The 23,339-nt window shown below is 51.3% G+C and carries 19 protein-coding genes, 1 pseudogene and 1 riboswitch; of the genes and pseudogenes, 12 read left to right on the forward strand and 8 right to left on the reverse strand.

From position 1 onward, the window contains the following. Positions 1–9: 9 nt before the first annotated feature. The 3 genes from HCG48_RS21260 to HCG48_RS21270 all read right to left on the reverse strand — a co-directional run bounded on the left by HCG48_RS21260 (position 10) and on the right by HCG48_RS21270 (position 1,935). Positions 10–546, reverse strand: a complete 537-nt coding sequence (locus HCG48_RS21260; RefSeq protein ID WP_168570961.1) for a Cif family virulence factor — start codon at positions 544–546, stop codon at positions 10–12. Between the two features lie 333 nt (positions 547–879). After that, positions 880–1,314 (reverse strand): C6orf136 family protein, encoded by a 435-nt coding sequence (locus HCG48_RS21265; protein ID WP_168570962.1) that lies wholly within the window; start codon positions 1,312–1,314, stop codon positions 880–882. Between the two features lie 81 nt (positions 1,315–1,395). Next, positions 1,396–1,935: a pentapeptide repeat-containing protein gene (locus HCG48_RS21270; protein ID WP_168570963.1), complete on the reverse strand. Its 540-nt coding sequence runs from the start codon at positions 1,933–1,935 to the stop codon at positions 1,396–1,398. Positions 1,936–2,285: 350 nt separating this feature from the next. Here HCG48_RS21270 and HCG48_RS21275 point away from each other — a divergent pair, with 350 nt between their 5' ends. After that, a complete protein-coding gene (locus tag HCG48_RS21275; RefSeq protein WP_168570964.1) occupies positions 2,286–3,821 on the forward strand; it encodes a SagB/ThcOx family dehydrogenase in 1,536 nt (511 codons plus the stop codon). A 264-nt stretch (positions 3,822–4,085) separates the two neighbouring features. Here the strand turns inward: HCG48_RS21275 and mnmE are convergent, their stop codons facing one another. Continuing rightward, entirely contained in the window at positions 4,086–5,471 is a 1,386-nt protein-coding gene (gene mnmE, locus HCG48_RS21280; protein WP_168570965.1) for a tRNA uridine-5-carboxymethylaminomethyl(34) synthesis GTPase MnmE, read from the reverse strand. A gap of 173 nt (positions 5,472–5,644) precedes the next feature. Here mnmE and HCG48_RS21285 point away from each other — a divergent pair, with 173 nt between their 5' ends. Continuing rightward, positions 5,645–6,295 carry a DUF2062 domain-containing protein gene (locus HCG48_RS21285; RefSeq protein WP_168570966.1) on the forward strand — a complete coding sequence of 217 codons (651 nt, stop codon included), beginning with the start codon at positions 5,645–5,647 and terminating at the stop codon, positions 6,293–6,295. A 223-nt stretch (positions 6,296–6,518) separates the two neighbouring features. Next, a complete protein-coding gene (locus tag HCG48_RS21290) occupies positions 6,519–8,762 on the forward strand; it encodes a serine/threonine-protein kinase (protein WP_168570967.1) in 2,244 nt (747 codons plus the stop codon). A gap of 427 nt (positions 8,763–9,189) precedes the next feature. On the opposite strand, the gene HCG48_RS21295 is transcribed toward HCG48_RS21290, so the two are convergent. Next, on the reverse strand, positions 9,190–10,161 hold the full coding sequence (locus HCG48_RS21295; RefSeq protein ID WP_168570968.1) for an IS110 family RNA-guided transposase: 972 nt from the start codon (positions 10,159–10,161) through the stop codon (positions 9,190–9,192). Positions 10,162–10,413: 252 nt separating this feature from the next. Between HCG48_RS21295 and leuD the strand changes: the two genes are divergently transcribed. Beyond that, positions 10,414–11,013 (forward strand): 3-isopropylmalate dehydratase small subunit, encoded by a 600-nt coding sequence (gene leuD / locus HCG48_RS21300; RefSeq protein WP_168570969.1) that lies wholly within the window; start codon positions 10,414–10,416, stop codon positions 11,011–11,013. Between the two features lie 197 nt (positions 11,014–11,210). Here leuD and HCG48_RS21305 read toward each other — a convergent pair whose 3' ends face one another. Further along, on the reverse strand, positions 11,211–11,693 hold the full coding sequence (locus HCG48_RS21305) for a hypothetical protein (protein ID WP_168570970.1): 483 nt from the start codon (positions 11,691–11,693) through the stop codon (positions 11,211–11,213). 27 nt (positions 11,694–11,720) lie between these two features. On the opposite strand from HCG48_RS21305, the gene HCG48_RS21310 reads away from it, so the two are divergent. Next, a complete protein-coding gene (locus tag HCG48_RS21310; protein ID WP_168570971.1) occupies positions 11,721–11,984 on the forward strand; it encodes a hypothetical protein in 264 nt (87 codons plus the stop codon). A 202-nt stretch (positions 11,985–12,186) separates the two neighbouring features. On the opposite strand, the gene HCG48_RS21315 is transcribed toward HCG48_RS21310, so the two are convergent. Then, the gene (locus HCG48_RS21315; RefSeq protein WP_168570972.1) at positions 12,187–15,387 is read right to left on the reverse strand and encodes an efflux RND transporter permease subunit; all 3,201 of its coding nucleotides are present in this window, start codon (positions 15,385–15,387) and stop codon (positions 12,187–12,189) included. A 782-nt stretch (positions 15,388–16,169) separates the two neighbouring features. Further along, positions 16,170–16,332, forward strand: a riboswitch (cyclic di-AMP (ydaO/yuaA leader). A 144-nt stretch (positions 16,333–16,476) separates the two neighbouring features. Here HCG48_RS21315 and HCG48_RS21320 point away from each other — a divergent pair. Further along, positions 16,477–17,754: a glycosyltransferase family 4 protein gene (locus HCG48_RS21320; protein WP_168570973.1), complete on the forward strand. Its 1,278-nt coding sequence runs from the start codon at positions 16,477–16,479 to the stop codon at positions 17,752–17,754. A gap of 129 nt (positions 17,755–17,883) precedes the next feature. Continuing rightward, on the forward strand, positions 17,884–18,198 hold the full coding sequence (locus tag HCG48_RS21325) for a hypothetical protein (RefSeq protein ID WP_168570974.1): 315 nt from the start codon (positions 17,884–17,886) through the stop codon (positions 18,196–18,198). 162 nt (positions 18,199–18,360) lie between these two features. Here the strand turns inward: HCG48_RS21325 and HCG48_RS21330 are convergent, their stop codons facing one another. Beyond that, a complete protein-coding gene (locus HCG48_RS21330) occupies positions 18,361–18,909 on the reverse strand; it encodes a hypothetical protein (protein WP_168570975.1) in 549 nt (182 codons plus the stop codon). Here HCG48_RS21330 and HCG48_RS25580 point away from each other — a divergent pair. The 5 genes and pseudogenes from HCG48_RS25580 (at position 18,908) to HCG48_RS21355 (ending at position 23,062) form a co-directional block, all read left to right on the forward strand. After that, the gene (locus HCG48_RS25580) at positions 18,908–19,066 is read left to right on the forward strand and encodes a hypothetical protein (RefSeq protein ID WP_210437103.1); all 159 of its coding nucleotides are present in this window, start codon (positions 18,908–18,910) and stop codon (positions 19,064–19,066) included. The genes HCG48_RS21330 and HCG48_RS25580 overlap by 2 nt on opposite strands. Before the next feature lie 228 nt (positions 19,067–19,294). Then, entirely contained in the window at positions 19,295–19,675 is a 381-nt protein-coding gene (locus HCG48_RS21340) for a Mo-dependent nitrogenase C-terminal domain-containing protein (RefSeq protein WP_168570977.1), read from the forward strand. A gap of 786 nt (positions 19,676–20,461) precedes the next feature. Beyond that, positions 20,462–21,589: pseudogene (locus HCG48_RS26940) on the forward strand (RNA-guided endonuclease InsQ/TnpB family protein). Positions 21,590–22,038: 449 nt separating this feature from the next. Further along, positions 22,039–22,689 (forward strand): DUF3386 domain-containing protein, encoded by a 651-nt coding sequence (locus HCG48_RS21350; protein ID WP_168570978.1) that lies wholly within the window; start codon positions 22,039–22,041, stop codon positions 22,687–22,689. Between the two features lie 130 nt (positions 22,690–22,819). Beyond that, positions 22,820–23,062, forward strand: a complete 243-nt coding sequence (locus tag HCG48_RS21355) for a NifU family protein (protein ID WP_168570979.1) — start codon at positions 22,820–22,822, stop codon at positions 23,060–23,062. Positions 23,063–23,339 lie beyond the last annotated feature (277 nt).

Below are 23,339 nucleotides of genomic sequence, written 5' to 3' on the forward strand. Positions count from 1 at the left end.
TCTAAATACTTAATCTAAATATTCGACGTTACGAACTTCCGTAGCGAAAATTTTCCATTCTCCATTAGATTTTTTGAGGATATGTACCGCTTGAATGCGGTTATTTCTAAATTCAGGACCGCTAATTTTGGTCGTGGTTTGGGTGACTTGAACTTGTGCTTCGTTACTCGATTGTGAGATCACTTCCAGGCTGTTAATTTCGTACCTGAGGTTGTAATTATCGATTAACTGCTGGGTGAAACTGCGGGTAAAATCGTAAACGGGCGAATTTTCATCGATGGTCGCCATGTAAGCATCGATATCTTCCGCGTTTAAGGCGCGCAAATTTTCACGAACTGCCGCTTCGATCGCCTGTTTTTGTGCCGCATTTCCCCCTTGTTGCAGTTGGGCTACGGGGGTGACCGGGTGGCTTGCACGAGTCGTCCCTTCTGCGTTCTGCTGGCTTGTTCCCGGTGCGGCACTGGCGGGATTGGCGATCGCGGCGATCGCTGAAAGAGCCACCGTCACCCCAACTTTTCTTAATAGTTGGAAATTAAAAGCTGACATAAGTTTTAGAATCAATAAACTGACTTCTTATGCCTAGCAAAAAAAAAGGCGATCGTCAATAGTTATACTATAGCCTTCCTCAATCAATTGGGTCGGAGTTCCCTACCTAAAACCTTGGGAGTGCGAGCATTCCGATCGCTGGTTTTGTTCCAACAGATTTAGGCTCGCTATATTGCTCTAAAAGTGGGAGAGAGGCATCCTCGGTAAGGAAACTCTACTGCTCTCTTCAGGCGCTCTCATGATTTTGAGGATATTTTGAGAATATTTTGAGGATATTGTCATCCTAATTAGCTTCAGCTCTTTGTTCGGCGATCGAGAGAACCGATCGCCCGTTCAAGAGTCTGAATTTCCCCGACGGAAAAACTGTTTTAAAATTTCGCTCGGTTTGCGATCCCAGCGATCGATATGTTCGTAAATGAATCCTCGTTCGTCAAATTTATAAGTTGAGTTGCCATTGAAGAAAATACGAGCTTTCCACGGTACCCGTAAGGTACCGCGCACGGTCCATTCCACGAAAAGGGTATTTTCGCTCGCTTGGCGCACGTCGGCAACGTCAAAATCGAGTTGAGTAAAAAAGAGTTGACCGTGGAAACGTAGAGTCCAAAAAATAATCCGATAGTTGAATTTTCCTTTGAACGTATTGACCGGGTCTTGAAAAAAGATATCGTCTCGGTAAATATCGTAAGAAATATCCCGTTTAAAAAGGGTCGGTAAATCCTGTTTTAGCGTGGCGATCGCGCGATCGACCTCGATGACAACCTCGTTCATGGTAATTGTATTAAGGGACGGGCGATCGTTATTTTATCGGCTTTTTCCGAGTCTGACTAGCGATCGCCAACCGCCAAGGGTTCAGCGATCGTGATAGCGGCGATAGCCATCGGGATAAACCGTCAGGCGATCGAGATAAGCTTCCGATAAATCGCACTGCTGGACGCGAAACAAATTGCATCCATATAATTTGGTTCCACTCAATCGGGTGCGTTCCAAAATCGCGCGGCTTAAATTAGCTTTTGACAGATCGGCATTACTTAAATCGGCATTAGAAAGGTCGGCATTTTGAAGATTGGCGCCGGACAGATTCGCACCGCTTAAATTAGCGCCCCGTAAATTAACTCGCGATAAATTAGCGCCTGCTAAATTGGCATTCGATAAATCAGTTTGATATAATTTGGCATCACTTAACTCGATCGCGACGGCTTGAGCTAGCGCTACCTTTGCATAAGATAAATTGGCATAAGGTAAGTAGGCTTCAGTTAAATTACTACTCACCAGATTGATTTCTTGCAAATCTGCTTCAAATAAATCGATAGCCGCCAGATCTGTTTCGGCAAAATCGCGACGACCTGCTCCATATTGAGCTAATACCTCTTTGGCACTGAGTTTCTGCATAACAATGTGTTTTCTTCGTCAACCCCTTCCATTGGCTGTACGTCTGCTGACTACAATGACAACCGAGAGTCGATGGTTTGAGTATCGATCTCAAAAAGTTTTTTTGAGCATTAATACTTAGTCTTTTTTGAGGTTAACGGAATGTAACAACAATCTCATTTTTCTTTAAAATTTTTTAATACTTAATCCCGATCGCCGCCACCTTGCGCGCGGCGATCGCCTTTCCTCCCGCGATCGAGGGAGCGCCCGGGTAAAGACTTAGTATTTTTACTTAGAAAATTCCCCTTTTCAGCCTCACTAATGTCAAGATCGGAAAGAATGTTGAACAAAAATAGCGACGCACTCCCCCTATGCCAGACTTGCCAATTTCGATCGCCCAACACTATCACGATCGCACCAAATACGACCCCGACACCCTCGCCGCGAAAGCGCGAAAGTTGGATTGGGAGAATCAACCGATCCCCTTTAAAGAATACAAGATCGGCAAGACGATCGACCTCAAACCGTATCTGAAAAAACTGTCCGAACAAGAGCGCCAAGACCGAGAGATCCTCGGTTTGAAGCGACTGTCGCGGCTGTTATTCTGTACTTACGGACTGACCGCCAAAGTGCCGACGAGTACCGGAAATCCCCTCTATTTTCGGGCCGCACCTTCCGCCGGAGGCTTATACCCGGCAGAAGTGTATCTAATCTCTCAAGGCACTCCCTTTCTCCCTCCCGGACTTTACAACTACCAAACCAAAACTCACTCCCTGATCCGCTTCTGGGATGCAGACGCCTGGCCCACTTTGAAAGGCTCGTGTTTTTGGCATCCCGTCTTAGAAAGTACGCGACTGGCGATCGCCACCACCGCCGTATTTTACCGCTCCGCTTGGCGTTACGAAGACCGCGCCTACCGTCGTATTTTTCTCGATACAGGCCACTTACTCGGCAATCTCGAACTCGCCAGCGCCTTAACCGACTACCGACCTCACGCCATTGGCGGCTTTCTCGATGCCTCCCTCAACAAGCTGTTCTATCTCGATCCCGACCGAGAAGCAGTGCTTACCGTGATTCCCCTCGCCGACTTGCTGGCAGTGGATCAGAACCTGCCCCCCTATCGTACCGCTTTACCCTCCGCCACCCAAACCACCTATCCCGAGGTCGCCGACGGCGACTTACTCACCTACTTCCACCACGCCACCGAGATCGATACCGATACCAGTGGTACCGGAGGCTGGACCCGGGACAGCGAACCGGAAGAACGGGAAGATAAGTATAATTTGCCCTTTTGTTCTAAAGTCTCCACCCGAACGCCTCCCATCGATTGGGGTGAAAATCTCCAAGGATTGGAAAATACGATCCTGCGCCGCCGTTCTACCCGCAGCTATAACGGCGCCTCGATTACTTTAGAAGAACTCAATGCCATTCTCGATTTTACCTACCATCCGCAACATTATCTCTATCAAGGATTGGACGGACAGCCGGACTTTTTCGACCTGACCTTACTCGAAACCTTTGTCGCCGTCTCTTCCGTGGAAGGGTTGGACGAAGGCTGTTATTATTACGCCCCCAAAGCGGAAGAGTTACGCCAAGTGCGGTTTAAAAACTTCCGTCGCGAACTGCATTTCTTGTGTTTGGGACAAGATTTAGGGCGGGATGCTGCCGCCTTAGTCTTCCATACGGCAGATTTGAAAAAGGCGATCGCCAAATACGGCGATCGCGTTTACCGCTACCTGCACATGGACGCCGGACATCTCGGTCAACGGCTCAATTTAGCTGCAATTTACATGGGATTGGGCGTCAGTGGGATCGGCGGCTTTTTCGACGATCGCGTCAACGAAGTTCTCGGCATTCCCGAAGATGAAGCAGTCATTTATATTACCACCTTGGGCAGACCCCGTTAGGGGAATCTAGGGAGTAGGAAATCGAGACTGGTGCCGATCTCAAAGCCTGTGGTGCGGGCATCTTGCCCGCCTCTGTTTCCCTCAATCTACAATTTACAATCTACAATCTAATCTCTAATCTCTCCATGAAATCTCGAATTCGCTCGATCTTCAGCATCGGTTTATTTATCCTTCTCTCCGTCGCCCTCGGCGTTTTAAGTGCTAACTTTCTCTTTGCCCTCATCCAAAAATTTGGTTGAACACGACTCAAATCCGATCGCCCCCCTACTTACCGATGCAAAAACGGCTGAAGATGCGATCGAGGACCGACTCGGTGACTTCTTCTCCCGAAATCTCCCCGAGGGCTTGGATGGCGCCGCGTAAGTCGATCGTCCAAAAGTCGAGGGGGAGGTGGTCGGCGATCGTTTTTTGAACTTGTTCGAGGCAAGTTTTGGCGCGAGTGAGGGCGGCAGCTTGGCGGCGATCGATCGCGATTTCCAGGTTGGCGGCTTCTACCGAACCCGCGCCCACCGCTTGTAACAGGGCGGTTTCGAGGTCTTCAATGCCTTCGTTGCGGACGGCGCAAGTTTTGACCGTCGCCCGAATCGACTCGCCGACGGGGATTTCCGGTAGGGTGTCCGCGCGATCGATTTTGTTGATGACGAGAATCAGGGGGCGGTGTTTGACGCGATCGTAAATTTCACGATCGCCCGGCGTCCACCCGAGTGCAGCATCGACAGTCAACAAGACCACATCCGCCGATTCCGCCGCCAACCGCGATCGCTCCACGCCGATTTGTTCGACCCGATCCTCGGTTTCGCGAATTCCTGCCGTATCGAGGATCTGTACCGGGATTCCCCGTACGACTAATTGGGATTCCACCACGTCGCGGGTCGTCCCGGGTAAGTCGGTCACGATCGCGCGATCGCTGCGACTCCAGGCATTTAACAAGCTCGATTTTCCCACGTTGGGACGACCGACGATCGCCACCTTCAAGCCCATCCGCAACAGTTCCCCCTGTTGCGCCGTCCCTAAAATCTCGCTCATTTCGCCGACGAGGCGATCGATCTGCCGCACGATCTCCGCTTCGTCTAAAGGCGGCAAGTCTTCTTCAAAATCGATCCGCGCTTCGATCTCGGCGAGTAAGTCGAGACTGTCCGCGCGCCACTGGCGGATCGGCTGGCTTAATTTGCCCCGAATCCCGGCTAAAGCGGCTTGGGCGGCGGCGGCAGATTGGGCGCCGACCAAATCGGCCACACTTTGCGCCTGGGTCAAGTCCAGCCGCCCGTTTAAGAAGGCTCGCAAGGTAAATTCTCCCGGTTCGGCCAACCGCGCCCCGGCTTCCAAGCACAGTTGTAACACTTGCTGGACGGGCATGATGCCGCCGTGACAGTGAAATTCCACCACGTCTTCGCGGGTGTAAGACCGGGGGGCTTTCATCAGCAGTAACAAGGCTTCATCGACGACTTGCCGGGTTTGGGGATGGCGGACGTAGCCGTACAAGACCCGGTGGCTGTCCCACGGTTGCCGTCCCGGGGCGTCGAACAGGCGTTCGGCGATCGCGATCGCCTCCGACCCGGACATTCTCACAATACCGATACTCCCCTGTTGGGGAACGATCGCCGTCGCAATTGCCGCGATCGTTTCTGCTGCCGCATATTCTGGCGCCATCTTGCCTTCCTTTTTTCCCTTCGATGCTCGCTAGTACAATATTCATACAGGAATGGTCGTCGAACGACGAACCTACTCATAAACGCGAGGGAACCGACTGACTGAAAATCCCTCAATTCTGACACGAACCGACGAATAATTAACCCGTCTTTAAAATAGTTTGCTATTGTCTTATGAACCAATTGTCCTATCCCAAGGTCAAGCCCCAGTGCGATAAACCATTGGACGAAAACCACGATTCCCGTCGAGATTCGGTGCAAGGGTCGGCCCCTCGGGAGCGATCGCGGTGGGAGAGATTCAAGGATTGGGTCAATCCCTTGCCTTGTTCCCTGGAACGGCGACCGGATTGGAAGCGACGGCTGCGTTATTTTTACTATCGCTTTTTGCGAATTAAAGGTAGCCCCCAATATTTAGCGCGAGGGTTGGCGATCGGGGTTTTTGCCGGGTTTTTTCCCTTATTTGGCTTGCAAACTTTAATCGGCATCGGTTTGGCGATTCCCTGTCGCGGTCACAAGCTGATGGCTGCCGCCGGAACCTGGGTGAGCAATCCCCTGACCTACGGGCCGATCTTTTGGCTCAATTTTGAGGTCGGTCAGTGGGTGTTGGGGTCTGGGGAAGTCTTCGCCAGCGAGTTTTTAGAATCGGCCTCGGCGTTGTTGCTGTTGGGGACGGAGTTCGTGACGACCCTGTTGGTCGGTTGCACGATCGTCGGCACGATCGCCGCCAGTGCCAGTTATTTTATCGGGTTGTGGGCGATCGGCCAATTTCGTCAGGCCCGCCGAGGCGATCGCCATCGCAAATCTATTGAAGGGCGCCACCTCTGATTCCCTTACGGCGGATCGATGGCGATCGGGGTGCATCCACTTGAAGATCGGCGATCGATCGAAGCTTGAAAATGGACAGTTCGCCGGGAAAATTTCCATGTTTCGATCGCCACAATAATGCCGATCGAAACAGGTTTTCAAATTTCCACAGAAATAAACTGCGATACCGAGCCTAGGGAACATTCATGGCATAATCAAAACCAACTATGGCTCTAGGGCGCTCATGATCGGCAAACTTTTAGACAGGCGTTATCGAATTATCAAAGTTCTGGGAACGGGGGAATTCGGACAGACCTATTTAGCGGCAGATACCCACCGCCCGGGCTATCCTCAATGCGTCGTCAAGCAATTGCGACCGCCGAGTAACAATCCGAGAACTTTGCAAATTATAGAACTTATTTTTAAAAAAAAGGCAGAATCTTTAGAAAAACTCGGCAAACACGACCAAATCCCCCAACTGCTGGCTTTTTTTGAAGAAGATAAAGAATTTTTCCTGGTTGAAGAATTTATTCCCGGACGACCACTTTCGGCGGACATCGGCCAGGGAAATCCCCTGGAAGAAGCGGTGGTGGTGTCGTTATTACAAGAAATTTTAGAAATTTTAGTGTTCGTCCACGGTCACGGAATCGTTCATCGGGATATCAATCCCGAGAATCTGATCCGACGCCAACTCGATAATCAATTGGTTTTGATTAACTTCGGACCGATTAAAGAAATTAGTTATCAGTTAATGAAAACTCAAGGGCAATCCTCGTTGAATGGATCGGGGGAAGTCAATACCTACGTGCCTTTGGAGTCGGCCCAATTACATGCCCCTTACGGGGACGATCTTTATGCGGTGGGGGCGATCGCCATTCAGGCGGTTTCGGGGTTGTCGGCCCGCGAGTTGCCGCCGTTATCGGCGTCGAACGGGACCAAAGGGGAAGTGGCGCCCTGGCGACAAAATTTGAAAGTCTCTGGGGAGTTCGCCCGGATTTTGGAAAAAATGGTACACGCCAATCCCGGCGATCGCTATTTGTCGGCGACGGAGGTGCTGGCGGATTTGAGAAAGCTCAACCCCCGCCCGGAAGGGGTTTTCGCGGCGATCGCGCCGCCGACGCCTCCGGTGACGAGTCCCCCTGCACAGACCCCGGAAGAACGCCCGCGCCCCGCACTGAAGGGGTCGTCGTCGCGATGGCGATCGCCGGTCAGTTCGGGGTCGCTGTTGTGGAGTGCGATCGGCATTCTCGGCGCCGTCGGGGTGGTGGTGGTGTTGTGGTTGTTTTTGGCCCAGTCGGCCCGCCATCGGGTAGATCGGTTGAAAACCACGGGGTTGGAGTTGGTGGATCGGGGCGACCCCCAGGCGGCCCTCGAAGAGTTCAATCAGGCGGTGGAATTGGAACCGGACAATCCGGAAGCGCACTACAACCGAGGCAATGTCCATTACGATTTGGGGAATTATCAGGCGGCCCTGGAGGATTACGATCGCACCCTGGAGTTATCGCCGAATAAGACGAATGCGTTTTACAATCGCGGTTTGACTCATTACGAGTTGGAAAATTATCCCGAGGCGATCGCCGATTTTACCCGGGCGATCGAAGATAATCCCAACGATGCGGATGCGTATTACAAGCGGGGGTTGGTATATTACGAGTTACTCGATTACGAGAAGGCGATCGCCGATTATACCGAGGCGATCCGTCTCGACCCCCAACAGGCGAATTTGGCGCTTTTGAATCGGGGCTTGTCTCGGTCGGCGTCCGGGGACAAACAAGGGGCGATCTCGGATTTTACCGAGGTGCTTCGTTCCGATCGCAACAATCCCGATGCGTTCTACAGTCGCGGGCGCGATCGCTTCTTCCTGGCGGATTATCAAGGGGCGATGGAGGACTACAGCGAGGCGATCCGGCTCAATCCGGGCAATCCGGCGTACTATACCAATCGTTGTGCGACTTATTTGAATTTGTCGCAATACGACAAGGCGATCGCCGACTGTACGAAGGCGATCGAACTCGACCCCAAAGATGGAACCGCTTACGGCAATCGCTGTATCGCTCACGTCAATCTCGGCAATGCCGCACAAGCGGTGGTTGATTGTACCGAAGCGATTCAGATCCATCCCGATTATGCGAAGTTTTATAGCAATCGCGGTTTGGCGCGATCGGTCTCCGGGGACAAAGCCGGGGCGATCGCCGATTATACTAAGGCGATCCAGTTGGTACCCAGTGACGCGGTTGCCTACAGCAATCGGGCGGCAGCTTATGCAGATAAGGGGAACAGCAGTGCGGCGATCGCCGACTACAGCCAAGCGATCCGCCTCAAACCCGATTTCGACCGCGCCTACCACGATCGCGCCTTACTGCGCGCCCAACTCGGCGACAAACCCGGGGCGATCGAAGACCTCCAAAAAGCCGCCACCCTCTGCCTCGATCGCGGTCAAGCCAGTTGCTACAACGACGCCCAAGCCCAAATCCGCCAACTCCGTTAAACTCTCACTCCCGTATCCTCCTCCAATTGCCTCTTATGAATACTCCTCCACCTGCTACGCGAGGTGGCGGTGTCTTGATTAGAAGGGTTTATCCCTCCCGACAGGCGGTATTCTCGCCGTGTTCTGGGAACTTTTGCCCAGAGATACCCCCAAGTCGTTTCCGCTATGGGGCTTTGAGTGAAACTTTGACCCGGAGTCCGACCTGTATCAACCGACTCCACAGGATTTACAGGGTGCTTCTCTCTCACTTGAGAGGTCGTGTCTCCGGGGTGTTCGGAAATCTCAGGTCCGCCCTTTACCGTACCGCTCAAGATGTATAGAATCATCACATAGAAACCGCCGCTCCTTAACCCCCACCTGTTCCTAGGTCGGGGAATGCGTCGCTATTTTTGTTCAAAACCCCACCCGTAGATACTGTATTGACCTGTCAAGGGGCTGTGGATAAAAAGTTGGGATCGAAAGGCTTGTTAGACTTTAAAATCCCGAAAGCCAAATGCAACAGCTTTCGCATCACGGCTCCAATAACTTGCATCTTCGCCTTGCCACGAGCGAGTAAACGATCGCCAAAGGTCTTGAGCAAGGGATTGTGTCGCCAGGCGACAATGGCAGGCCAATACAAACCATTTCGTAACCGGGCGTTACCCATGCGCGATAATCTCGGCTTCCCATTTACAGAAGAACCACTCTTACGTTCAACAGGCGTCAACCCGGCATGAGCGGCAACTTGGCGAGCATTTTTATACGCTTGTACTGTGCCAATTTCTGCCAAGATTACAGCAGCACTGTGTTCACCAATCCCAGGGATAGTGGTCAGCAGATCGCGCTGTGCTTTGAGGTTGGGATGCTGGTAAAAGTGGCCTGAGATCGGCTCCTTAGTTTGTGAAATCGCCTGTTCGAGGTACTCTAGGTGACTTTCAATGGATTTGGCAATTGTGCCAGTTGCCGTTTCTAGAAGGTTTTTCTCCTGTTGTTGGATCTCCATCAAGGACTCCAAGCGCCTTAAAAGTGCTTGTCGTTCTTTGACTTCTGGAGATAACGGGAGCCAAGCTGGTGGACGTATGGCTGCACAGAAACGAGCAATGAGGGCGGCATCGACTTGATCGGTCTTGGTACGAAGTAATTCCCCTTTGGCAAAGCCTTTAATCCTTGCGGGATTGACAACGCTGACGGTGAAACCTGCTTCGTACAAGAACTCAGCCAAAGCCTCGCCATAAATGCTTGTTGCTTCCATGCAAGCATGAATGCTGGTTACATGATGTCGATTAGGCCAGGTGAGCAACTCGTTGAATTTTTCTGGATCATTCGAGAACACTTTCGGTTTGGTTTTGCCGTTCTCCAGCATCAGAGCTGCATGAAATTTCTTCTTGCTGATATCGATGCCGAGAATTGTTGGTTTCATAGCCGTGTACCTTGTATGTTATTGGTAGTCTGGTGGAAGACGATGAACCGCTCTGTCCGCTTCGGTCAGGTGAAGCTGGCGTGTCCTCCCTGCCCCTAACCCGCTTAAGAAGAGAGGGATCCCCCCTAACCCCCCTTAAGAAGGGAGGGTATTGAGGGGTGAACTCCCCACAGCTCGTTCCTTCTGAGGTAGGCAGGATACCTGCTCCACCGAACATCTCTATATCTAAAATCTAAAATCTAGTATCCAAACATGAGTAGCGAAATCAAAACAGTCACCGGACGCGGTATTCCCGTGCGAGGGAACGATATCGATACGGACCGGATCATTCCGGCGCGGTTTTTGCGTTGCGTCAGCTTTGACGGCTTGGGAGAACATGCCTTCGCGGACGATCGCAGTGCCAGTAAGGGCGAGCATCCCTTCGACCGACCGGAGTATCGAGAGGCGAAAGTTTTGGTAGTGAACGGCAATTTCGGCTGTGGGTCGAGTCGGGAACACGCGCCCCAGGCGATCGCCCGGTGGGGAATCGAGGCGATCGTCGGCGAGAGTTTTGCCGAGATTTTCTTCGGAAACTGCGTGGCGATCGGGGTTCCCTGCCTGACCGCAGACACACAAAGTGTGGAACAATTGCAAGATACTATTGCTGCCAATCCGCACCTTGAATTAACGGTGGATCTCGAAGCAATGCAAGTGCGCGCGGGGAATCTCACAATTTCCGTCACTCTCCCCGACGGACCGCGTAACATGCTGACGACCGGGACTTGGGACACCTGCGGCCAGTTAGTGACCCAAGCCGAGGAGATTCGCGCGACTGCGACCAAGTTACCTTATGTTTCTTGGCAGACGGTTTAATAGGTCGATCGAGATTGCGACGGGGGGCGATCGAGGGGATCGGACAGGGCAGTGTCCTGTCCGACCCGGACTTAGGAGAAAAGGGCGTAGAAGCCCGCAATAACTTAATAGAAATACAACGGCTGTTTGATGTTGAATAACCCCGATTCCCGACCGAGAAGTTTTGGGAAATTCTCAGGAGAGATTCTCATACTTGCTCAACTCTCGCGCATTTCGATCGCCAGCAGTTGGGCTCGTTTTTGCTTTAACTGAAACTCCAACGTTTCTATCTCCGACAGTAACTGTTGACGCCGTTGTTCCACCGCACTATTGCACACGGCAAAATGAGCCTCGATCTCCGGCCAAAGTTCGATCGCCCAATCCTTACTCGCCGTTTTCACTTCCCTTAAAACTCGCACTTCCCCATGGGCTTCGAGGACAAAAAGGGTGTACAGTCGATTTTCTTGACCTTTGCGCCGCCCCTTTTTTTCACAATATAAATACAATCCCGGTTCGTGAGTTGCGACGCAGTCGATATCGCTAATAAAATCACCCAAAATCGAATAACCGTCGGTTTGGGTTTTATCGAGATCTTCGACTTTTTTGCCCCAATTTCCCGATTTTTCCGATAACGTACTTTCCCAAAACCCGGGGGCATTGAGAAACGCTTGTTTGAGATGGACAACAATAGGATCGCTCATCGATCGCAAAACTGTAGGGCGGGTAGCTTGAGTGCTGCTGCAAGCAATAAAGCCGATCGCCGTTATTTTAACGTCACTGAAGGCCAGACGGCAGGCTTGGACATCGGCTCGATCTTAATTCGTTTCGATGCTTTTCTCGCTGCTTTTTTCTGTAACATAAAAGGACTTTCCCCATTGTCCGAGCGATCGCGATCGCCCCAGGACGATTCTCCTGACTCCTTTGGAGTCGCTTCGCGAAGATCGACCCTTCGCGAACGTGGCTTGCGGACTTTCCGGCTTGTCGAACGCTGACGATCGCCGATCGATACAAACAAAGCAACTAATACCAAAATATCCAACAACAACAGATCTAACATAAAGCCGAATGAATTAGAAAAAAATATAGAACCTTTCAAAGAATGGAAAAGCTGCAGGCGATCGACACGGAGGCGATCGCCGCTTCCAATGCTATCTCAATCCCGATCTGGCTTTACAAATTTTACCGCGATCGGCTTCACTGCTTGAGGGTCGAAGGCGACTTACCCCGTAGTTTATCCCGGAAGTTCCCGGAACCGCCAAACGGCGGTTTGTCGATAAACCCTTCGTGAACCAGGGTATAGAAACACGGAATCAGAAATAAAGTCAAGATCGTCGCCAACGACAATCCCCAAAAGACGACCACACCCAAAGGTTGCAGGAACTCCGATCCTTCGCCGACCCCCAACGCCAAGGGGAGTAGACCCAAGACCGTCGTTACCGTCGTCATCATAATCGGTCGCAACCGTTGCGGGGCGGCTTGCAAGATCGCCTGACGGCGGCTGATTTCCTGGCGATCGCAAATTTGGTTTGCCAACTCGACTAAAACAATGGCATTGTTGACCACAATCCCGACCAACAAAATCGCCCCGACGATCGCCGTCGCCCCTACGGCGGTGTGGGTGACGTACAAGCCCACAATCCCGCCACTGAGGGCTAAAGGAACCGTCAAAATAATGACAAACGGATCGACGAGGGAATTATAGTGGACGGCCATAGTCACGAACACTAAAAAGGTCGCCAACAGTCCTAAAACCACGAGCGATCGCTGTAATTCCTGGGAACTTTCCGCCGCCGAACTCGGCAAAATCCGCACCCCTGGCGGTAATTCTACCTCGGCCAACACTGCATCGACTTCGGCCAAGGCATCTCCCAAACTGGCCCCTTCCGCGAGACTTCCGGCAATGAGAAACACCTGACGCTGGTTGATGCGTTGAATCTCGCCCGGGGCTTGTCCGGTTTCGATGCGGGCGACATCCCCGAGGCGGATCGGACGGCGATCGCCCGTAAATAGGGGAATTCCGCTCAATTGAGAGGCTTGACGGACCGAAGATCGGGCCAGTTGTACCCGAATATCGACTAAGCGAGAATCCCGTTGCAGTTGGGTGGGCACCGACCCGAGAATCGCCGTCTGAATCGTGTCGCCAATCTCCTCGGCGGATAACCCCGCTTCGGCGACCCGTTCCCAATCCGGCAAAATCTGCACCTCCGGTTGCGGTTGGTCCGCATCCGGGCGGAATTGGGCGAGGGTGACCCGTTCGTCGAGGGCGTCGAGAACCAGTTTGGCGGCTTCGTCGAGGCGTTCGAGGTCTTCGGAGGTCAAGGCGATGTCGATGTCGGCCCGAACCGGGGAATTATTGAGAATGAGACCGCGAACGGATTCGGGAGAGACGCGCAAGCGGATATCGACGAGGTTGAGTTGGTCGAATTCTTTGCCGAGGCGATCGCTGAAGGCGGCGACATTGGTTCCCGGTTTGAGGGTAATCGTGGCACTCGATCGCAGTAAATTAGCACTGGTGGTATTGCCGAACAGAAAACCACCGATCGAAGTAAACACGTATTCGGTTTCCGGTTGTTCGAGGAGGATGCGATCGACTTCTCGCATCACTTTTTGGTTGGTTTCTAAGGTCGTTCCCGGCGGAAATTGGGCGAACAGTCGCGCTTGTCCGGTGTTGATGCGCGGTAAAATTTCTTGGGGAATCTGTCCGGCGAGTTGGATGCTGGTTCCGCCTAAGGCGACGATCGCGCAAGCAATGAAAATGAGGCGGTAACGTAAGACTAAGCCCAAAACGTTTTGATAGAGTCCGGTTATCGCTTCAAAGGTGCGATCGAAGCCCCGCAACAACCACAAGCGACTGACCCCACTCGATCGCCGGATCGAAAGCAACCGCGACGATAACATCGGAACGACGGTTAAGGCGACGATTAAAGACGCGGCGACGGCGAAGGAAATCGTCAAAATCAGTTCGCCGAATAATAACGCCAGAAAGCCGCCAATTAAGAGAAAGGGCAAGACCGAGACTAAATTGGTCGTCGTCGAAGCAACTAACGCCGATTCCAGTTCTCGGCTGCTATTTTCGGCGATCGCCAGAGGAGAGGCCCCGAGGTTCGATCCGCGATCGCGCCGTTCGTAAGCTCGTGCGATATTCTCTAACATGACGATCGCGTTGTCTACCACGATCCCGACCCCGAGGGCCAAGCCGCCCAAACTGAAGACGTTGAGGGACAATCCGAACAGTCCCATTAAAATAATCGCCATTAACGTCGCTAACGGAATCGCCAGGACGATAATAAAGGTCTGACGTAAGGATCCGAGGAATAACAACACCGCACATCCGGCTAACGCGGCCCCGGAAATCCCGGCGGTGGCGACGTTGGCGATCGACTGGCGGATGAACACCGACTCGTCCAAGGTCGTCGTCATCTCCATATTTTCGGCGATCGTGCCGTCATTTCGCAATTCGGCGATTTTCGCTTTGACCGCATCGACGACGGCGATCGTATTCGCATCCGGTTGCTTCTGGACACTCACTTTCACCGCCGGATTGCTGTTGAGATTGACTAAAACACGCTGTTCCTCAGTTCCGTCGATGACTTCGGCAAAATCGCGCAAGTAGACTCGTCCGTTCCCGACATCAAAGGCTAAATTGCGTAATTCTCCCGCCGTTTTAAACCGTCCCACGGTTCGCGTCAGGGGTTCGGCGGGGGAATCGACCAAGCGACCGCCGGAAATATCTTGGTTGCGTTCTCGCAAGGTGGTTAACACTTCGTTTAAACCGACTCCCAGGCTTTGGAGGCGATCGAGATCGACGTTAACCCTCACTTCCTCTCGAACTCCTCCGGAAACATCCACCGACGCCACCCCGGGAATCACGTTGAGTTCCCGGGCCAATTCTTCATCGGCGAACACCCGCAGATCCACATCCGCTAAAGTTGGCGAGGTTAACGCAAATTCGTAAACGGGCAACTGGGATGGGTCGTATTTAAACAGGCGCGGCGTTTCCAACCCTTCCGGCAGTCGATTGAGAGTCCGGTTGAGAGCTGCAGTTGCGTCGTTGAGGGCTTGGTCGATATCTTCTCCCGGTTCAAAATAGAGATTGATACTGATGCGTCCTTCCCTCGTTTGGGAAAACACTTGCACGACTCCTTCCGTCGCAGAGAGTCCTTGTTCGAGGGGTCGGGTAATCTCGTCTACGGCGACCTCCGGCGAAATTCCCGCCGCATCCATCCGCAATCCAATCCGAGGGTAGGTGATGGACGGGAGTAAGTCTACGGGGAGTTGGGTGATATAGAAAAAGCCGACTACAATGACGGCTAAGGTCAGCATGAAAGTGCCGATATAACGCCGGATGGCGATCGTGCTGATACTCGGCGAGGGGGGTGTAATTTGGCGAGTCACCGTTTTGGTTTGTGAAGGAGTTCTCTTAATTTTAGCGGGGTCGGCGTTCAAATGGGACGACTGGAGGGATTGTGGATTTTAGATTTTAGATGCTTCTCAAACTTTTTCAATCTATTTATCGATCGCATTTCAGGAAATTTATTTCTGAAAATCACAGGTTTATTCGTCACGCTGTTCTTACGAGATAAGTAACCATGCACTCAGCCCAGATCTGAGGCCATGGAGAAGGGCAACCGCATTTTATTTCTTTAGCTTTTGTTCTTTAAGCTGTCATTTTCAAACCATGGGTAATTCCCCCCCTTTTGGATTGACTGATTGGAAATGCTAATTGTTGCCAACGATCTAGATTGTCTGGCTTTTTTAACTCCTGGATCGACTGACAATTTCTCGATCTTGTCGTCCTCAAATTGTATTGTACCCTATGCCCTATTGACTCTCGGCTCTTGAAGATGAGCTATTGGCGATTGCATCCTAACAAAATGTTGACCTCCCGTCCGATCGCCCCCGGTTCCTGAGTGCGATCGCGTCGAACTCTCCCGAACTCTCCCGCAACCATGGGCTAGAGGCGATCGCGTCTCAGTGTAAATCTATCTAGAAGAAGAGTCACCAATCTACCCCTAGATAGATGAAATTGATTTTTACCCCTCGAAAAAAATCCCACTTGGGATATATTGAACCGGAAACGCGACCGAGATATATTAAATAACGTCAGCTCGAATAAGTCAGCCTAATTCGGCGTAACAATGCCGGAGAAAAACTTTAATAAAATAACGAGATTTTCTCCAGGTGAAACGCCGAAGCGGGGGAACCAGTATCGGGGCTAATTTTCAACGAGTCATTCACGAGTCATTCACAAAAGCGTGACAAAATAAATGGCCAGTTGAAAAGGGACATCTCTCAGTCCTCGCCCGTCAGCTAACTCCGTCGGCATTGAGAGGAGACTGAAAGAACGCCATTTTAAAGGTTTGAACGATCGCGTGCGTTTCTCGTCAGTGTCCTCAGCCCGTCTCGAAGCGACCGATTGCATTCATCGAGGGCGATCGCCGTTTTTCGAGAAAAATTGTCAGGCATGAGGTAAAAAAACAAACAATGTTTAACAACAAAAACAAACGAATTGCTTTAATCTCCGTCACCGGAGACCCCGCCGTTGAAATCGGTAAAGAAGAAGCAGGAGGACAGAACGTTTACGTCCTCCAAGTCGGCTTGGCTTTAGCCGAACTCGGGTGGCAAGTCGATATGTTCTCGCGGCGAACCAGTCCCGACCAAGAGGCGATCGTCACTCACCGGGAAAATTGCCGCACGATTCGTCTGAATGCCGGACCGCAACAGTTCGTCAGTCGCGATGAAATCTTTGAATGTTTGCCGGAATTTGTGGATGCTTTCCAAGCTTTTCAAGAAAAAGAAGGGATTGAATATCGATTAGTTCATACCCACTATTGGCTGTCTTCTTGGGTGGGAATGGAACTGAAAAAACGCCACAATAATTTAGTTCAAGTTCACACCTATCACTCCCTAGGCGCGGTTAAGTATAAAGCTGTCGAAACATTACCCGCGATCGCCTCGACCCGCTTGGAAACTGAAAAAGCCTGTCTGGAAAACGCCGATCGCATCGTCGCCACCAGCCCGCAGGAAGAAGCGCACATGCGGAGCTTGGTATCACACAAAGGCGAGATCGAAGTGATTCCCTGCGGCACGGATATCCACCGTTTCGGACGGATCGATCGCGCCACGGCCCGGGAACAACTCGGGATCGATCGCGATGCGAAAGTCGTGCTGTATGTCGGACGCTTCGACCGCCGCAAAGGGATCGAAACCTTAGTGCGCGCGATCGGGCGATCTCAGCACCGCGATCGTAACCTCAAATTGATTATCGGTGGCGGGTATCGTCCCGGACAGAGTGACGGAATCGAACGAGATCGCATTGACGGGATCGTCAAGGAACTCGGTTTAGAGGCGATCGCCGAATTCCCCGGACGTCTGGGTAAAGACGACCTGCACCTGTACTACTCCGCCGCCGATGTCTGCGTCGTTCCCAGTCACTACGAACCCTTTGGCTTAGTCGCCATTGAAGCGATGGCGAGTGCGACCCCCGTCGTCGCCAGCAACGTCGGCGGACTCAAGTTTACCGTCGTTTCCGAGGTCAACGGTTTACTCGTTCCCCCGAAAAATGACGCCAAATTTGCCGAGGCGATCGATCGCATCCTCGCAGACCCGCAATGGCGCGACGAACTGGGTAAAACCGGGCGGTTGCGCGTCGAATTGGCGTTCAGTTGGGATAGCGTCGCTACTCGTTTGGCCCATACCTACAGCCAACTGATCGCCGATGCGGAATCGGTCCGCGTCCCCGAATCGGCGATCGCTGCATAATCTCCAGTGGTTGTTGAATGAATCGATGAATCTGTATGTAGGGGCGATTTGCAAATTGCCCCTATATTTTCGATCGTCGATCGAAACGTACTACAATACAGGTTACAACGTTTGCGATCGCCGCCGACTATGGAACCCAACCGCCGCGAAAAATTTGGTCTGTGTCCGCTTTGTCAGCGAGAATGCTATCTAACCTTCCATCATTTAATCCCCCGTAAAGTTCATCGGCGCGAATTTTTCAAGAAAAATTACTCTAAAGATGAGTTAAATCGGGGTCTCGATATCTGTCGGCTTTGCCACAATGGCATTCACGACCTCTACGACGAGATGACTTTAGCCAAAGAATTTGCTTCTCTCGATTTATTGCTCGCCGATCGAGGGTTGAGCAAGCATTTTGAATGGGTCGCCAAACAAAAGATCCGCAAACCGAGAAATCGCTCTTAAAAATTGCTTTTGAAGGGGTGACGTTCACAATTGAGAGAACGATCCTATCTGAGTATCGTTCTTGTCTTTGTACACCGACTCACTCCACCTCTCATTCCCGTGCAAAGAATCCAAGCAACGAAGAGTTTAGCTACTAAACAATAGAGATTAATTTCTATCCTCTTACGGTTCCAACTGTTTGGGGAGGGCTATAAATGCTTGATTTTCTCCCGCCGCCGCCGCCGGGAACTGCTCGTAAAAGGAAGGATCCATAAACGTCAATTCAATGTACCAATTTTTCTGTTCGAGTTGGTCGTGACCGTAGAGAAATGTCGATTGACGATCGATTTTAATGTCGTAACTGCGTAACTTGGGAATCCCAGGAATTTTAAAAGGAAAATGACAGACCATCACTGAATTGTGAGGCGTTAACGATCGCGGCTGACCCTCCCCTAACGTCCCTCGGGCGATCGGTTTGCCATCACTATTTTCAAGCCAAATCGGCATATCTGCAACGATCGCCCCTTCCCCAGAAGTCGCACAAGGATCGCCCGAGGTCGGCGACATCACCACAATAACTCCATCGAGAGAATATTCCGGGAGATCCATTTCCCCCGGTCGTTCGGTCGCCATTTCCAATCCCGGTGTCGAGTTGGGGTGAAACAGGGCTAACAAACCACTGAGAACGAACGCCGAACTGATTCGCAAAGCGGATAACGGTACAGGCTTCATGACAATATTGCAATTTCCAGCTTATCGATCGCCGTTCGTCGGCGATCGTGGCACCCCCACAGCTTGCCACTCGCCCGGGGCGATCGCCCTCCCTCTCCAGCATGAACTTTCCGGACGATACTCCCGTGCAGCGATCGCGATCGCACTCTCCCAGTGAACCCCGTTATCCGATCGCGCGATCGACATCATCCGCGACCCCGAATCCGTGGGTCAAGATCGATCCAGATGCAGCAATTCTCTTGTTTCGATCGCCAAAACCGACGATTTTCACTGTTCCCGAACGCGAAGGCGACAGATTCTGAAAGGAGCCTTCCGGGTTGACAGAAATCGACCGAGTAGATTGCAACAAGTGCTTTGCACTCAGTTACAACAGAGGAGCGGACAGATGAATGTATTGGAATATACCATACACGATCTGATTTCTGCAAATTGGCCGAAAATCTGGAAATTCAATCAATCGAACGCCACCACCGAAACCACCATCCCGGCGGCTCCCAGACCCACCGGGTTCGATCCCTGGCACCCTTTACGGCACTGGCTCGATCGCCTCGAAATCCGCGATCGCCACATGGCTCATTGGCTATGCCAACACATCCCTGCACAATGTCCCTTTGAAAGAGATATACATATCGGCGGTAAAGTCCTCTTTCACATCCCACCGATGTGCAAACTCAATCCCCTGTACGAAGAAGTCGTCACCCTTCGCTTTCGGGCCTTGTGCTACTTAGCCGACGAATGCGGCGAAGATATCAGCCTGTACTGCTGAACTACCCGACGCTGACCCTCAGGGTACAGCGCGGGCAACAACCCAAGAGATTGCCTTCAAGCGAACTGATTGGTCTTAGATTGAGGCGATCGGCGCTATCCGAGTTCCTAATACCATTTTTCTAAACTCTCGAAGGCGATCTTTCTCATTATTTTTGAAAAATGGTACAGCATTTTCCTTTGCTAGGCAAGACATTTAGATCCCCCTAAATTCCCCTAAAAAAGGGGGACTTTCCTCGTTCCCCACGATCTTCGGGGGGATAGGGGGATCGGCACTCCACCCGATCGGATCGCCCGAGTGCTGTATAACATTGATAGAAACCACAAGTAGCTAAGAAGCAATTCCCGCATTTGAGCAAAGAGGATTCCCGGGGATCGCGCAGTCTGCGAATCGTCGTCTACTCGATCCCTGGGAAACGTTTCACAAAAGTGGCTGTGGATTCCCCCGTTTCAACAAGTTCGGTCAATTCAAATCCTTTGTCTTTCCCCAATTTTAAGAGTCTGCTCAATTTTTCCAGTCGATGCAAAGCAAGCTACAATTGACGAGCGACCCCGCACCGTCGCACGGTGAGACCAGTGCGGTGTTGGGGTTAAAAACAGGGTTTAAATTTATATCTAAAGTTTTTTAAAACTACTCACTTTTTAATGCTATAATATAAGTTTGAGTAGCTTTAGAAGGAGTGAAGCTGCAAAAATCGCGGATTTCACCATCTCCATTGTTTTCTGCTAGTCTTTATGGTAGCTGAACTTAGCCGAACAAAAAGAGGGTTGAGGAGTTAAAAAGTGAGTGAAAAGCTTTAAGACCAAGCTAGACTTAAATAACCGACAACGAACGCCGATGGCGAAACACGCAGGAGTCGCTCGGCACGCTTGGAATTGGGGACTCGCTACCTGTAAGGAAACATTAGAAGCCGGAGGTAAACTCCCGAGTTCTATCGACTTACACAAAAGATTAGTCGCCGAGGTAAAAAGTCGGAATCCTTGGTACTATGAAGTCTCAACATGTAGCCCTCAAGAAGCGTTGCGTCACCTCAATAAAGCGTTTAAGCGAGTCTGGCAAGTCGAAGAAACAGGTTTTCCCAAGTTTAAGAAAAAGAAGGTCAAAGAGAGTTTTTACCTGGAAGGAAGCATTAAAGTTTCCGGTAATTGGGTAAAGCTACCTCGGATCGGTTGGGTAAAAAGCCACGAACAGTTACCGCCAGTCCATCCCAAAAACGTCACGATGAGTAAACGAGCAGGGGACTGGTATATTGCCTTCAAAATTGATTTTGAACCATCCCCCCAACCCCCCTTTGAAAGGGGGGCGAAGGGGGGATAGAGAGCGGATTGGGGTAGATGTAGGAATCAAAACTCTAGCGACCCTGAGCGATGGTAAAATCTATCCCAATCCGAAAGCTTATCGCCAGGCCAAGAAAAAACTAGCCAAACTCCAGAAAGAACTCAGTCGCCGTCAAACAGGAGGTAAAAACCGAGAAAAAACGCAACTCAAGTTAGCTAAAGCCCACCGACGCATCGCGGATATTAGAGCCGACCATTTACACAAGTTAACAACTTACTTAGCCAAGAACCACGGCGAAGTGAAAAGTGAAAAGTGAAAAGTGAAAAGGGGAAAGGGGAAATTGAAGACTTAAATGTGTCAGGAATGCTCAAAAATCACAAGCTGGCTGGTGCGATTGCGGATGGTGGGTTTTATCAATTCCGTCGTCAGCTTGAGTATAAATGCGAGTGGTACGGGAGCAAATTAACGCTGATTGACCCGTGGTATCCCAGTTCGCAGATCTGTTCCAACTGCGGACACCAACAAAAAATGCCCCTGGACAAAAGACAGTATGATTGTCCGAGCTGTCACGTCTCCATAGATCGTGACTTAAATGCGGCAATTAATCTGGAGAACGCGGAGAGCTCAGCCGTGTAAGCAAGCGTGATGGAAAGGTCTTGGAAGATCCAAGCTAGGAACTAAACATCAAATGATTAAGTTTGAGTAAGTTTTAGAGAGCGGAACGTGCGAGTTGCTTCAACCCAGAGCGGCTCGGAAACAGAAGGGTTCTCAAACCTGGGAAAAAGGTACAAACCATTTTTGGAGAAGACCTCAACGTTAAATGGTTAACGCGAGGGATGCTGCCTGCGGGCAATTTTGTCGCTGGCAGAGTGGGTGTGCTGGAAACCGGGGGTCTACTTTGCTAAGGTCGATCCTAGCAGCACTCGCCAAACTTATCCCAACTGTTTTGCTATGGTCAGTAAGGGGAAGAAGCGTGCGTAGCACGGTTGGGAAGCCCGCTCTGTAACTAGTGTAGGCGTCGGGAGGATGTAACCAATGAACAATATCGAGATAATGAACAAGATCGAGATCGAGACTGAAAACATATGAGTGAAAATAACAAAGCTCGCGACTTATTCCGTTCGGCTTACGAAAGCCGCTACACCTGGGACGATCGCTTTCCCGGATACAGCGCCGACATCGAACTGAAACAAGGGGATGAAGTCTACACGGGTCAAATTCGGATTAATGGCGATTTGAGCGTCGAAGTCAACGGGATCGAAGACGAGGAAGTCAGCCAGAGTGTTTATACGCAATTGCGCGATGTGGTCACCCACCGCAAGCGCAACACCTTTGAGAACGCTCATGGTAAAAATCGTTTTAGTTTGGGCGATCGCGACGAAACGGGCGCCGTCGAAGTTTTAGTCGAAGGCGATGCGATGGGATCGAATTATAAAGTGCGCGGTACCGAAATTTGTCAGGTCAGCCGCGTGATGGGACGCATGGCGTTTACCATCGACACTCACGAGAGTTTGGATACGGGAAGCGGCTATGCGGCGAGCCATTACGATGCGATTTTCCGCAATCCGCAAACGGGAGAAACGATTAAAGAATTGGAATTTGAGGATCGTTACGATCGCTTCGGCGATTATTACCTCATGACGCGGCAAGTTGTCAAGGCCAAAGCAAAAGGAGACGTGACCGTCACCGAGTTTAACTACTCGAATATCAAGCTACTCGAACCAGTGGCCGTCTAGAGAGGGCGATCGCCCCTGCCCGACCTCAGCGCCGATCCTCGACGAGACGCGATCGAAGAGTGCCGAGATCCTCGAAGACCCGTTAAAATTTTCAACAACAGCAAGCCCAAAGATTCTACGAGGAGATAACATGTCTGCAACCCTAGCCCTGACCCCCGAGAACGTCGAAACCGTATTAGACGAACTGCGGCCTTATCTGATGGCTGATGGGGGCAACGTCGAGTTAGTCGAACTCGAAGGACCGATCGTCAAACTGCGACTGCAAGGAGCCTGTGGGTCTTGCCCGAGTTCGACCATGACCTTGAAAATGGGCATCGAGCGCAAACTGCGCGAGTCGATCCCCGAAATTGCCGAAGTCGAACAAGTGATTTAGATTGGCCCGCGTGAGTGGGAATGCTTTAATGCGGGGGGAGGGCGATCGCCCCTCCCCTGTTTTATGATTCGAGCCACTCAAGGGGTTGTCGGCTCGATGGGGATCGCAAAAGAAGTCTAAGTTTTTTTGGAACTGCGGATCGAACGAGGTTGGCTTGTAACAAGGGGGTAGGAGCGAGATTGCTCTTGCTTGCAGACTCTTACCTTTTCAAAAGGCATAGTATATTATGCCTGCAAGGGGAACAGCCCTCATCTTGTTGGAGTCTAGCGAAACAGAA

Origin of the sequence: Oxynema aestuarii AP17 (assembly GCF_012295525.1) — a bacterium.
Lineage (GTDB): Bacteria > Cyanobacteriota > Cyanobacteriia > Cyanobacteriales > Laspinemataceae > Oxynema > Oxynema aestuarii.